The sequence below is a fragment of the Bacteroides clarus genome, from assembly GCF_015555825.1.
Lineage (GTDB): Bacteria > Bacteroidota > Bacteroidia > Bacteroidales > Bacteroidaceae > Bacteroides > Bacteroides clarus.
Genome location: NZ_JADNLF010000004.1, coordinates 107,863 through 122,365 on the forward strand (window position 1 = coordinate 107,863; position 14,503 = coordinate 122,365).

The following is a 14,503-nucleotide window of genomic DNA, read 5'->3' on the forward strand; positions in this document are numbered from 1 at the left end:
ATGGGTTAAATCACTTTTTCAAAGAATCGCTGTATTTACATTTTCAAAATCATTATATTTGTGCATCAACATCAAGTATTATGAAAATCAGAGACGGATTCAAAGGCGAACAGTCTATTGTATTGCCTCAAGCTATAATCAAACTTATGGAAGATGACCCTCTCGCGTCCTCTATCTATATTACGGATATCGGTTACTATCCCAAAGCATGGCATCACTACCGCAGCAGAAAGAAACCCATAAACCAATATGTATTTATATATTGTGTCAATGGAAAAGGTTGGTTTGAAGTCAATGACAAGCGCTATGATGTAAAAACAAACCAATACTTTATCCTTCCTGCCGGTATATCCCATACTTACGCTGCGGATGAGAATGATCCATGGACCATTTACTGGATCCATTTTTATGGCTCACTCGCAAAGCACTATGCCACAGACTGCATCAGTCCACTGAATGTAACACCGAGCATGGCATCTCGTATCAATACAAGAATCAATTTGTTTGAGGAGATTTTCAATACTCTTAAATCATCATTTGCCATTGAGAATATCCGTTACGCAATGGCAACTTTTCAGCACTATCTCGCCTCATTGCGTTTTATCCAGCAATATCGCGATGCGAATGATAAGACAGCGCATGGTAATGACATAGTGAATGTAGTAACTCACTTTTTTGATGAAAATATTGAGAGGCATCTCACACTGAAAGAAATCGCCGACTTCTCCGGCCTTTCTCCGTCCCGACTCTCGACCGTATTCAAGGAGCGCACAGGCCATAGTCCTTTGAATTACTTCAATTTTATGAAAATGCGCAAAGCCTGTAACTTTCTCGACAATACAGATTTGAAACTTAATCAAATCAGCTTGAAGTTAGGAATAGACGACCCATACTACTTTTCACGGTTGTTCTCACATATTATGGGGGTCAGTCCTAAAGCTTATCGTAACCGTAATAAGGTATAAAAAGACAAAGAATACATTTTGTAATATAACCACATTAATTTTCTATGCATGGAAACTATTGGAAATGAGTCTAAAGCCAAACGTTTTGGAAAAGTGGCAATCGATATCATATCTTTTGTCACGCTTGCTGTTATCATTATTACAATACTAGGTATACCTTTCTCGGCAGTATTGCAAAAGCTGGGTAAGGAAGGAGCCGATAAGATGTTCTATTTTGTCCTGAGCGAAACACTGATGCTGATAGGTATATTCCTCTCCGCTTGGATTGTATGGCATTTCCGAGGAGTTTCATTAGCCGGATTGGGACGCTCTTTGGCGATACGTAAGAAAGATTTGTTATCAGGAATATCACTGGCAATCGTTCTTTATGCGGTAGGATTCGGCGTATCCTTATTGGCAGGAGCGATAGAGATTGCAGGAGTTGTATTCAATCCTTCTTCCTTATTAATTAGCTTTGTTTTCTTTTTGCTGGTAGCCATTACAGAAGAATTCGCATTGCGGGGGTTTGTATTGGAGCGTATGCTGCAAGGCGGGGTGAATAAGTTTTGGGCATTGTTTCTCTCTGCCACCCTGTTCTCACTGGTTCATATAGCCAATCCGAACTTCGACTTTTTGTCTTTTATCAACATCCTGCTGGCAGGCATTCTGTTAGGTTCTTCTTATATATACACGCGTAATCTCTGTTTCCCGATAGCTTTACACTGGTTCTGGAACTGGATACAAGGTCCGGTTTTGGGTTATGAAGTCAGTGGAAATAAATTTTGTGACGGTTTGCTGACGCTCTATCTGCCCGAGACCAATCTGATAAACGGCGGAGCTTTCGGTTTTGAAGGTTCCATACTTTGTACGGTACTAATGGTAGCGGGAACAGCAGTGATTTTAAAAATGTTCAGAAAAAATTGATAGCAATTAGTGATTAGCGATTAGTGGTTAGTGATTAGTATCTCACCATATATGGCGCAGCTTACTAATCACTAACCACTAATCGCTAACCACTACTTATTATACATCTTCGCTCTCAATTCCTTGATATGGTCCGAAGTGATATATTCATCATACTCCATCATCTTGTCGATAATACCGTTCGGTGTCAGCTCGATGATACGGTTCGCCACGGTCTGGATAAACTCGTGGTCATGAGATGAGAACAGGATATTGCCTTTATACGTCTTCAGATTATTGTTGAATGCCTGGATAGACTCCAAATCAAGATGATTGGTCGGAGTATCCAGAATCAAACAGTTGGCATTGCGCAATTGCATACGCGCAATCATACAACGCATCTTCTCACCACCCGACAATACGCTTGCTTTCTTCAGCACCTCTTCACCGGAGAAAAGCATACGGCCGAGGAAGCTCTTCATGTATACCTCATTGCCCTCGCCGAACTGACTCAACCAATCTACCAGATTCAAGTCCGTATTGAAAAAGGCAGTGTTATCCAGCGGCAGATAAGCGGTGGTAATCGTTACGCCCCAGTTGAAAGTTCCCGCATCCGGCTTCATATTCTCGTTGATAATCTCGAACAAGGCGGTCATAGCACGCGGATCGTGTGAAAGGAATACGATTTTATCCCCTTTCTCCACATTGAAGTTTACATCGCGGAACAATACCGTACCGTCTTCCAACGTTTTTGTCAGTCCCGAAACTTCAAGAATCTGATTGCCCGGTTCGCGTTCGGGAGTGAAGATGATACCCGGATATTTACGTGACGACGGTTTGATTTCTTCCACATTCAGTTTCTCCAGCATCTTCTTACGGCTGGTAGTCTGCTTGCTCTTTGCCACATTGGCGCTGAAACGGCGGATAAACTCTTCCAGCTCTTTCTTCTTCTCCTCGGCTTTAGCCTTCTGGTTCTGTTGCTGACGGAGAGCCAACTGGCTGGATTCATACCAGAAACTATAATTACCGGCAAAGAGGTTAATCTTTCCGTAGTCGATATCCACCGTATGCGTACACACGGAGTCAAGGAAGTGGCGGTCGTGGCTCACTACCAAAACGGTATGTTCAAAATTGGCAAGGTACTCTTCCAACCAGGTTACGGTGTCCATGTCCAAGTCATTGGTAGGCTCGTCCAGCAGCAAGTTATCGGGATTGCCATACAAAGCCTGCGCCAGCATGACACGTACTTTTTCCTTATTGTTCAGCTCGCCCATCAGCACGTAATGCTTGTCTTCCTTGATGCCCAACCCGCTCAATAAAGCGGCAGCGTCACTTTCCGCATTCCAGCCGTCGAGCTCGGCGAATTTCTCTTCCAGTTCGGAAACTTTCAAACCGTCCTCATCCGTGAAGTCTTCCTTGGCATAGAGCGCCTCACGTTGTTTCATAATGTCCCATAACACCGTATGCCCCATCATTACGGTATCCATCACCGTATAGGCATCCCACTTAAAGTGGTCCTGACTCAATACAGACAGACGTTCGCCCGGTCCCAGCATGATAGAGCCGGTCGTCGGATCCAAATCTCCCGAAATGGTCCGCAAGAAAGTGGACTTTCCCGCACCGTTGGCACCGATTATACCATAACAATTACCACTTGTAAACTTCAAGTTTACATCATTAAACAACACTCTTTTACCAAACTGTACCGATACGTTCGAGACTGTAATCATCTTTATATTTACTATTTTATTATGTACTACTTACTATTTAATACCTATAACTCTGCGAATTGCGGGCACAAAGATACGAAATAATACGGTAAAACAGCTTACAACAAGTTAACTTATTGCATGATATGAAGTTAAGTAAACATCTGCAATGAAGTTAACTTACTGCAACCTATCAAGTTAACTTACTCCCCGCACGATGTTAACTTCCTATTTATGGAATATTTCGCTGTCAATCTGACATAAAAGTATTACCTTTGCAGCGTTTTTGGCAAAAGCCGTCAATTTGGCAAAGTTTTTGCTATCAAAACCGTATCATATTAACTTAAACCCTTGACAGCAATGAAAGCAAAATCATTTTATAAGAATAACAAGCATAACAATATGGACCCGAAAGAAAAAGAAAACATCAACGAAGAAGAGTTGAAAGAGCAAGCCGTCCAAGACGAGAACGGCGAGGAAACAACTGAAAAAGAAGAGGTTGCCCTGACTGAAGAAGAGAAACTCGCTCAGGAATTGGAAAAGGCCAATGCAGAGATTGAAGACCAGAAAGACAAGTATCTGCGTCTCTCCGCCGAGTTCGACAACTACCGTAAACGTACAATGAAAGAAAAAGCCGAACTTATCCTGAATGGCGGAGAAAAGAGCATCAGCAGCATTCTTCCTATCGTGGACGACTTTGAACGCGCCCTGAAAAACATGGAGACCGCCACCGATGTAGCTGCCGTAAAAGAAGGTGTGGAGCTTATCTACAACAAGTTTATGACAGTATTGGGTCAGAACGGTGTCAAAGTAATCGAAACCAAAGAACAGCCGCTTGACACAGACTACCACGAAGCCATTGCCGTAATCCCGGCTCCCGACGAAGCTTTGAAAGGTAAAATTCTGGACTGCGTACAAACCGGTTACACGCTAAACGACAAAGTAATCCGCCATGCCAAAGTAGTGGTTGGAGAATAACATACACAGTTATATGGAAAAAAGAGATTATTACGAAGTACTGGAAGTCGAAAAAACAGCATCGGTAGAAGAGATAAAGAAAGCCTATCGCAAGAAAGCCATCCAATATCACCCCGACAAAAACCCTGGCGACAAGGTAGCCGAGGAGAAGTTTAAGGAAGCGGCGGAAGCATACGATGTATTAAGCAATCCGGACAAGCGTGCCCGTTACGACCAATTCGGCCATGCCGGAATGGGTGGTGCCGCCGGTAACGGCGGACCGTTCGGCGGTTTCAGCGGCGGTATGTCCATGGACGACATATTCTCCATGTTCGGCGATATATTCGGCGGACACAGCGGTGGCTTTGGCGGCGGTTTCAGTGGTTTCGGCGGATTCGGCGGCGGTGGCGCGCAACAGCAACGCCGTTATCGCGGCTCGGACTTACGCGTTAAGGTGAAGCTGAACCTCAAGGAGATTTCTACCGGAGTAGAGAAGAAATTCAAACTGAAAAAATATGTACCCTGCAGCCACTGTCACGGAACCGGTGCAGAGGGAGACGGCGGCGCGGAAACCTGTCCTACCTGTAAAGGTAGCGGTACGGTAATCCGCAACCAGCAGACCATTCTCGGAACGATGCAGACACGCACCACCTGTCCTACCTGTGGCGGCGAAGGTAAAGTTATCAAGAATAAATGTAAGGAATGTGCCGGTGAAGGAATCGTCTACGGTGAAGAAGTTGTTACCGTAAACATCCCGAAAGGCGTAGCCGAAGGCATGCAGCTCTCCATGGGCGGCAAAGGTAATGCCGGCAAGCACAACGGCGTACCGGGCGACTTGCTGATTCTTGTAGAGGAAGAACAGGATAAGGAACTGATTCGTGACGAAAACGACTTGATTTATAACCTGTTGCTCAGCTTCCCGACAGCGGCATTGGGCGGTGCGGTAGAAATACCCACCATCGACGGTAAGGTGAAGGTGAAAATCGAATCGGGTACACAACCGGGAAAGGTTCTCCGCTTACGCGGCAAGGGTTTGCCTAATGTAAACGGATACGGTACCGGGGATTTACTGGTGAATGTCAGTGTATATGTACCTGAAACTCTGAATAAAGAGGAGAAAAAAGCCTTGGAAGAAATGGAAGGTTCGGATAATTTCAAGCCGAATACTTCTATTAAGGAGAAGATTTTCAAGAAGTTCAAGAGTTTGTTTGACTAAAGATTATACTTCTGGGTATAAAAAACAGACAATGCATATCAAAAGAAAGAGAATTATTTCTCTTTCTTTTGATTAAACAACCAGTTCATAAAATCAGGATAATTAAAGGCAGGATTCCAACTGTTATGATCACATCCTACGAACTCGATATATTCAACGCTGGCATCAATAGCCTTCAATGCTTTATAAGCTTCCCGGGAACCTTCAGGTGTTACAACAGAGTCTGTATCACCATGAAAAATACGGAACTTAATTTCTCTTAGTTCTTTTCCAATGCGGACAGGATTTACCGTGCCGCAAATAGGAACTGCAGCAGCAAAGATTTCAGGATAACGAATAACCATATCATAGGTTGCCATTCCACCCATAGAAAGCCCCATTATATAAACGCGAAGTTTATCTACCTGTGGCATATCAAGAAAAGTGTCAAGCAAACTTTTCAACGTACGTATAGTAGTGGTGAGTTCCGGATTATCAGGCATCCCAAAAGGTTCTAAAGAATTCGGACGCATTTCATACCCCCAATAATTTTCTGCAGGACATTGAGGTAACAAAATAAAAGCCGGATACTTTTTTCGATTGACAGGATTAAGCCACATTTGCCCCCCATGCTTTAACTGCTTCCGATTATCATTACCTCGTTCACCTGCACCATGCAAGAATAGTACCAATGGATATTTTTCACCCGGCTTCTCCACTTCCGGACGCAACAAACAATATTGCAAAGAATCGCCCTGGGAAGACACATACACCTTTTGCTCATATTCTTTGTAAGAATCTTGCGCTGATACATTTATCAGGCATGACATCCATAACAATATTTGTATGCAAACTATTTTCTTCATATCTATACTAACCATTATTCAATCATTATTAAAATACTCATTATGCCCACTATATGCTTTATTTTTAAAATAATATTATACTCTCATTAAAAATAATAAGACGGGATAGTTTACAAATATACAACTATCCCGTCTTATTTTAATTAATAATACCCATTTTCTTAATATCCGGGATTCTGCTTAATAGAACCACCAGAGCGGTCAATTTCTGACTGCGGAATAGGAAACAATTCATTAACTCCTTTTTTAAATGCCGCGCCGCGCCCCTTTGCATAAGGATAATTGGCAAATGCGTTCATCGTTTCAATGTAACAATTCCAGCGTTTAAGATCATACAAACGGTTATATTCCATTGCCAACTCTACCCTGCGTTCATGCTTGACAGCTTCCAATAAATCATCATTTACAGTTACCATTTTCAAGTCTTTATCAGGAATAGTCAATACTCGAGAAACGGCTTCAGCATCTTCTCCACGCGAATCATTAGCGCGTTGACGAACTGCGTTGATACATTTTACTATAGTCTGTTTATCACCATTAGTTTGAATTAAAGCCTCTGCATACATCAGCAAAACATCGGCATAACGAATGATATTGAATGTCCAGGCATCATCACCAAACCCTAGTCCCCTTCTTGAAGCTACCAAAAAAGCTTTACGGCTATGATAACCTGTATTAGGGTAAGTGGAGAAATCCAAAACTTCATCTTTCACCGTACCGGGGAATTTATCACCAGGCTGCACAATAGTAAACAACAAACGGGGATCCCCTTCTTCAAATTCATCAACCAAATTCTGAGTAGGCTGATCAAAACCATATGCACCAACAGAACCTCTCGGATTAGAATATACAGGTACAAAAGAACCGTAAACATTATTGGTAGGATCATCTCCTTGTATATTCGGTAAGATAGATTCACTCAGTAAATAATTCCCTTCCAGAAAAAGTGACTGGAAATTGGGAGCTAATTCACAACCTGATTCCACAACCTTTTTTGCAGCATCACGTGCATCTTCATAATAAGAAGCATCATCCTTGGCAAAATACATATATACCCGTGCTTGCATTGCCCATACGGCTTCCCTGGTGACACGTCCGATTTCCGACTCCGGCAATGAAACCCGACTAGGAAGATTCTCTTCCAATGCTGCATCGGCCAAATCGTTCATAATAAATTCTGCAGTCTCAGCCTCAGTAGCTCTTTGCAAGCTTTTACTGTCATTTACTGTTAATGAACGCTCTACCAAAGGTACACCGCCAAAAATTTTGCAGAGCTCGAAATAATAAAATGCGCGCAAAAATTTCACCTCTCCTATATATCTGGCTTTCACGTCTGCCGCAATCGGATAACCATCGGCATCTACCAAAGGTTTATTGGGGATATTTTCCAAACAAAGATTACATCTTGCAATAGCTTTATACATGCCTTCCCAAAGTGCAGCCAAATCCGCATTAGAAGCTAATGGACGACCGAAACTTAAATCAGCAGCACTAGGCCGGTCACTGGCATCCGAACCGCCTTTTTCCGAATCGTCAGTAGCAATGTTATACAACATCATACGGGGTATCTCATAACCTATTGCATCCCCAAGCATATCATAACATTTAACAACTGTACTATACCCGGCATCAGGAGATAGGAAAAACTTATCTTCGGTCATAGTCCCCTTAGGAGTACTATCCAAGAAATCGGAACAAGAGCAGAATGAGATTGCTGCCAAAGATGCTATCAATAATTTTATCTTTTTCATTTTATATCAGAATTTAATATTTAAACCAACAGTCCATGTTCTCGCTTGGGGATAGAACCCTTGATCTATACCATTAAGAGTAGCATTACTGGAACCAATTTCAGGGTCAAGACCTGAATACTTGGTAAGAGTAAATAGATTTTGAGCACTTACATAAAGACGTAAGTAGCTAATACCTTTAATCTTCAATAAACGTTCACAAAAATTATAACCTAATTGCAAATTCTTCAGTCTGAGATAAGAACCATCTTCTACAAAATAATCAGAGATTTCGCTATTCTGTCCCTGTTCGGCAGATATTCTATGGTATTTATCCGTAGAACCTTCACCATTCCATGCACGATTCAGAAAACCTTCACGGGCATTCATCGTACCGGTTCCCGATTCAAAATCACGGAGAGTCATATTCAGAACATCATTTCCTTGTGACCCTTGAAAGAATACGTTAAAATCAAATCCTTTCCAAGTAGCGCCCAAGGATAAACCATACACAAAATCCGGCCAAGGGTCACCAATCTTAGTACGATCTTGTTCATCTAATACATCATCACTATTAAGGTCTTTGAATCGAATATCTCCCGGTTTGGCCGATTCTCTTTGCGCACTACCTTCCACTTGCTCCTCATTCTGGAAAATACCATTAGTAGCATATCCATAAAAATAACCTACCGGCTGTCCGACCTCTGTCTTGGTCAATACTGTTACATTATCAAATGCATGCCCATAGATTGCATCGCCATTACCCAATGAAGTGACTTCATTCTTATATGTAGAAATATTAGCAGAAGCAGTAAAGTTAAAATCACTCCAAGCCTTACGATAAGTTATACCAAACTCCCAACCGGTATTGCGCATCGAACCGACATTAGAATAAGGAAACATTGGGAAACCTAATGTTGTGGGCAACGGTTCCTGCATCAACATATTATCAATGTCTTTACGAAAATAATCAGCCACAATTTCAAGACTATTATTGAAAAGGAGCAAATCAAGTCCTAAGTCAAATTGTTTGGAAGTTTCCCATTCCATTACCGGATTTCCCACCGTAATCACTCCGGAACCGATAGAAGGAGTAGTTGGAGAACCGAAGCAATAGTAATCGTATATTGAACTTCCATATTGAGAATAATTAAGTCCGCCGGGAACATTTTGATTACCGATTAAACCATAACTGACGCGTAATTTAGCATCATCCAGCCAGCTATGTGCAGTCTTCATAAATGCTTCGCTGGAAAAGCGCCATGCAGCCGACACAGACGGGAAAGTACCCCACTTATGGCCATCAGCAAACTTTGAAGAACCGTCGCGGCGTAAATTTACCGCCAATAAATATTTACTATCATAATCCAAACTGGCACGACCGAAGAATGACAACATTGAATTATCATAAGGATACCCCGACACTGAAGGATTGATAGTTCCGGCATTCAGAATAGCCATATCCTTATCGTTATTAATAATTCCCTGTATGGAAGCATTTACAATTGATACATACGTCTTCTCGGCAGAAGTACCTAACAAAGCTCCTACTTTGAATTTTCCGAAAGTCTGATCATAGGTCAATGTCTGTTCCCATACAAAATAATTATTTCTGGAATTATTTGCTATTACAGTATTTTCATCAGCTTTGTCAAAAGCATTCAAGAAATACTTAGGTTGTAGTCCCTCCGTTGTTGAACGGGCAAGATCCATCCCAAAACGAGAATTAAACTTTAAGAAATTAAAAAGTCTCACTTCCAAATTCGCACCTGCTTTTACAAAAAGAGTTTCATAAGTGCTCTGGCGCATTCTTTCAATCTGTCCTACCGGGTTACGTTTGTTCGAGAACAAGAACCCTGCATATTGAGAATAAAGATTGTTGGGCTCATAACCATTGTAAATATCACCTAGGAAATCAGGAACATCGACCAAATTATTACGAAATACAGGAGTAATAGGATCCCCCCCCATAGCTGTATAAACAGTACCGGTAGCCATACCGCTTTCATCAACCAATTGGCGTTTTTCATCAATGATTCCCACATTTGCCGTCAAAGAAATACGATTCGATATTTTCATGTCAAAATTGTTTCGCCATGAAATGCGTTCATAACTGGAACCCTTCACAATACCATCTTGGTCAGTATAGGACAAACTGGAAAGAATTCCTACATTTTTACCTCCACCACTGATACTGATATTATGATTGTGCATAAAGGCAGCATCATTAGTGATATGTTTCCACCAATCTGTTCCGTTTGGACCGGAATTTTTATTCACAAAGTTCAGTACAGCATCAATATTTTCCTGAGTAGAAAAAGCCGGAAGACGGTCTACTCCTGCATTATCGGCAGCCATATTTTTATAAGTAATATAATCGGCAGCATTAAGCATATAGGGACGTTTCCAAGGAGCCTGCCAACCTACATATCCATCATAGGCCACCTCTGTCTTCTTCTCAAGACTACCGGACTTTGTAGTAACGATGATAATACCGTTTGAACCGCGAGAACCATAGATTGCTGCCACAGATGCATCCTTATGAACTGCAATGGATTCAATATCATTCGGATTTAAATAATCAATACCATCCTGCGGAAGTCCATCCACAATATAGAGCGGAGTGGTAGACCCTGTAATAGAACCAATACCACGAATATGAGCAACACTTCCAGCCCCCGGCGTACCACTACTGGAACTAACTGTCATACCAGGAACTTTACCCTGAAGTACATTATTAATATTACTTACCGGCATATCTTTTAAATCTTTTCCGCTAACTACTCCTACGGCACCTGTCAAATCCTTTTTAGCTACCGAACCGTAACCTATCACAACTACTCCATCCAATTCATAGGACATTTCTTTCATTATTACATTTAAACGTTGTCCTTGGGTAGCTTTCAAAGTCACAGTTTGATAACCTATCATACTTATAATCAATGTGACATTTTCAGAAGAAGAAAAAACAAATTCCCCATCAACATTGGTTATCACACCGTTTGTTGTTCCTTCCTGCATAACTGTAGCACCAATAATCGGTTCACCTTGAGTATCCACCACCCTACCGGTAATGTTTGAATTTTGTGCTGATATTACAGACGGGACGAGTAATAACAGAACAAAACACAAGGTCATGATCAAACTCTCACCTTTATTTTGTCTCAAATTTTTCATATGTAGTATCATTATATTAAATATTAGTTGATATGTGAATATTTACTATCCACTATCGGATTTTGTATTCTATCTATAGCCAAAAGCAGGCTACCAGCTTCTGCACTATACCACCTATCTTTCTGCTGCCCTTTAGAGTTATAAGAATAAATATGTTTAACGTAAGTTTCTACTCTTGTTACATCATTAATAGTAGCTGCAGCATAGGCTATAATAGTCCACGGGTAATCATCATAAGTCGTTCCACTCGCCCAACTTCCAAAATTTCTATTGAATTGTGTATATACCTTATTGGCAATCTCACTATCCGGTTCAATAACTTGGAACAAACCAGGATACAGTTGGCATACAGCATCAGCATAGAACTTACTTAAATCAGGGGTTCCTGTTCCGTTAGCTCCTTTATTCCAACGGAAAACAGTACCATTATACAACGCCTTTACAGACGCTGTATTCTGAGCAAGAAAAGTTGAAAAATCTACCGCATTATCTATTAACCCATTATCTTTCAGCCATAAAGCAGCTTTAAGTCCCATATTTACTTCACAATTATCCATTAAATATTTTACTGGATAATCAAGTTTAGCTATGCTTAGATAGTCATTATCATCCGAGGTAAAATCCGTCGGGATAGAAAAAGATTCAGTATCTATAGTATTTATCATAGCACTTGCTACCAAGGAAATATCGTCTTTTTTCTCTTGTAACCAGTTTTTATTCTCCTCTGATAACTTTGCCAATTCCATTACAATCTCTAAAAAAGTAGCAGCATAAGAATCTACCGAATCATATGTGCCATGGGTTGTTTCTGTATCGCCATAATAATCATAAACAGAGCCTATTATTTCCGGTTGTCCTGTATGAGGATTGATATTAGTTCTATTAAGTTTATTCAAATACCAAGTAATGTATTTCTTCACCACTTCCACATTCTCCATTACCGGATTTTTCAACAATGCCATAACAGCAAAGTTGGAAAAATAAGGGCAAATCCGACTATTAGATTGCTCATTATCTTTAATCGCACCACTGGATATTTGCAAAGAACGAATATAAGCAAGCTGATTTTTTTTCACTACGTCATAAATACGAGTCATTTCACTCGCTTCATCCCCTTCTCCCTCATCCGAACCATCAGAATTATCATCATCAGGATTTAAAACAGTGGGTGGCGGTGCAGTACTCGTATCACCACAAGCTGAAAATGTACTTAAAGAAAGAGTCGCAAACATCACGACCATTATATATGCTTTTTTCATATTATCAGTAATAAATATTATCGTTTATAAACCTCAAATTCATAGCACCAAAGTCCCCATTCTTTCATATATGCTGTAAAAACAGCTTTCACATAACGAGTTTTTATACTATTGAATGCTATATTATGTATAACTACTTCTCCAGCCTGAGCTGTCGGGTTATAATTTTCTGAAGCACATTCTGTATAATTAATTCCATCAGAAGAAACTAAGATTTTTGTTTTGATACTGTGATTATTATACCCCCAATAAATATCAATATTATTGATGGTATATTCTTGTTCTAAATCTATTACCAGAGAATGTTCCGCTGTATTAACATCATTAGTAGCCCACTTAGAAATAGTAGTATTGCCATCTACAGCTTCTTGCGGAACCGGATAAAGCGTAGAAGAAACTGTAATAGGTTTATTCAAAGCCAGGTTTGTATTCATCGGAGTTATATCCTCCGGCATTGTAGGAGTATCACCACTGCCATCCTTCCGCTTATAAACTTCAAGCTCACAAATAGTCATCGCCCATGGTGAATTACATCCTTTTAGGATACCTTTTATATAACGAGCCCTCACTAAATTACCGAGTTTAATATCTTGTTTACCTACATTGAAAACTCCAACAGGTTCGATATTATTGGTAGTCCAGTCCGTTGTATGTGAAATTGTAGTATAGTTATCACCATTTTCTGAAATAAAGAGTTCATAGTCTGTAGCATAAGCTCCCATATCCCAAGCAGTAATAATATTATTAAAACTCATTACATCACCAAGATCAACGATAAACCAACCTTCAGCCATAGGGCTTGCTCCAGCATCAATTACCTGCCAAGCATTTTCATATTTGCCATTTGTTATATGAAAGTTAGCAGCTTCATTAGTGGATACCGTTACACTTCTACTTACAGCAATATTTTCATCATACGGAGTATCATCCTCTCCACCAGTAGCATTTCTCTTATAAACTTCAACCTCACAAACTGTCATCGCCCACGGTGAATTACATGCTTTTACAATACCTTTTACATAACGGGCTTTTACAGCTGAAGTAAGTGTGATATCTTGTTTTCCAACAGTAAAAATACCTGATACTTCAGTATTTGCAGTAGTCCAATCTGTCGTGTGAGAAACTGAAGTGTATTGCTCCCCATCCTCTGAAACCAAAAGTTCATAATCAGTAGCATAAGCTCCCATATCCCAAGCTGTGACAATATTATCGAAAGTATATACATCTCCAAGGTCTATAATAAACCAACCTTCGGCCGCAGGAGTTGCTCCGTCAACTACTTGCCAAGCATTTTCATATTTACCATTTGTTATATGGAAATTAGCCGCCTCATTAATGGATACCGTTACACCCTTGCCTTCCGCCAAATTGACATCCAATGGTGTATCATCCGCAGCCTCTTTAATAAACGTAAATTTCTCTTTTGAAGCACGCGTACCTTTCTCATTAGTTACCGATATAGGACCTGTCGTAGTTTTCTCACTAACTATGGCTTTGATAGTGGTATCATCAATAATCTCGAAGCTTTCAGCTTTTTTACCATCAAAAGCCACATCGGTAGCAGTAGAGAAATTAATGCCGACTATAGTAACCTCAGTACCCGCCTTACCTTCAATGGGTTCAAACGAAAGCACCTTTGGCAATTTGGATACCGTAAATGGTGAATTGTCAAACGGATTAGCTCCGTAATCATCTGAACATGACGATAATATCATGTACGACAAACATAGACAAAGAATAGAAATTCTTTTAATAATTTTCAT

The 14,503-nt window shown here is 40.5% G+C and carries 10 protein-coding genes; 4 read left to right on the top strand and 6 right to left on the bottom strand.

Annotated elements, in window-relative coordinates; all coding sequences use genetic code 11:
- Positions 1-77 precede the first annotated feature (77 nt).
- Together I2F54_RS06110 and I2F54_RS06115 are read left to right on the top strand one after the other, a co-directional pair.
- Positions 78-965 (top strand): AraC family transcriptional regulator, encoded by an 888-nt coding sequence (locus I2F54_RS06110; protein WP_195500842.1) that lies wholly within the window; start codon positions 78-80, stop codon positions 963-965.
- 48 nt (positions 966-1,013) lie between these two features.
- Complete coding sequence (locus I2F54_RS06115; RefSeq protein WP_195500754.1) at positions 1,014-1,868, top strand: CPBP family intramembrane glutamic endopeptidase; 855 nt, start codon at positions 1,014-1,016, stop codon at positions 1,866-1,868.
- A gap of 92 nt (positions 1,869-1,960) precedes the next feature.
- Here I2F54_RS06115 and I2F54_RS06120 read toward each other — a convergent pair whose 3' ends face one another.
- Positions 1,961-3,577 carry an ABC-F family ATP-binding cassette domain-containing protein gene (locus I2F54_RS06120; protein WP_009120669.1) on the bottom strand — a complete coding sequence of 539 codons (1,617 nt, stop codon included), beginning with the start codon at positions 3,575-3,577 and terminating at the stop codon, positions 1,961-1,963.
- Between the two features lie 339 nt (positions 3,578-3,916).
- On the opposite strand from I2F54_RS06120, the gene I2F54_RS06125 reads away from it, so the two are divergent.
- Together I2F54_RS06125 and dnaJ are read left to right on the top strand one after the other, a co-directional pair.
- Positions 3,917-4,534, top strand: a complete 618-nt coding sequence (locus tag I2F54_RS06125) for a nucleotide exchange factor GrpE (RefSeq protein ID WP_009120668.1) — start codon at positions 3,917-3,919, stop codon at positions 4,532-4,534.
- A 13-nt stretch (positions 4,535-4,547) separates the two neighbouring features.
- Positions 4,548-5,729, top strand: coding sequence for a molecular chaperone DnaJ (dnaJ, locus tag I2F54_RS06130; RefSeq protein ID WP_009120667.1), 1,182 nt, complete (start codon positions 4,548-4,550; stop codon positions 5,727-5,729).
- A gap of 53 nt (positions 5,730-5,782) precedes the next feature.
- On the opposite strand, the gene I2F54_RS06135 is transcribed toward dnaJ, so the two are convergent.
- From I2F54_RS06135 to I2F54_RS06155, 5 genes are all read right to left on the bottom strand, one after another.
- On the bottom strand, positions 5,783-6,574 hold the full coding sequence (locus tag I2F54_RS06135; protein ID WP_117857871.1) for a carboxylesterase family protein: 792 nt from the start codon (positions 6,572-6,574) through the stop codon (positions 5,783-5,785).
- Positions 6,575-6,735: 161 nt separating this feature from the next.
- Positions 6,736-8,325: a RagB/SusD family nutrient uptake outer membrane protein gene (locus I2F54_RS06140; RefSeq protein WP_016661253.1), complete on the bottom strand. Its 1,590-nt coding sequence runs from the start codon at positions 8,323-8,325 to the stop codon at positions 6,736-6,738.
- 6 nt (positions 8,326-8,331) lie between these two features.
- Positions 8,332-11,481: a SusC/RagA family TonB-linked outer membrane protein gene (locus I2F54_RS06145; RefSeq protein ID WP_195500755.1), complete on the bottom strand. Its 3,150-nt coding sequence runs from the start codon at positions 11,479-11,481 to the stop codon at positions 8,332-8,334.
- 23 nt (positions 11,482-11,504) lie between these two features.
- Positions 11,505-12,740: a hypothetical protein gene (locus tag I2F54_RS06150; protein ID WP_229097142.1), complete on the bottom strand. Its 1,236-nt coding sequence runs from the start codon at positions 12,738-12,740 to the stop codon at positions 11,505-11,507.
- Between the two features lie 17 nt (positions 12,741-12,757).
- A complete protein-coding gene (locus I2F54_RS06155; protein WP_195500756.1) occupies positions 12,758-14,503 on the bottom strand; it encodes a discoidin domain-containing protein in 1,746 nt (581 codons plus the stop codon).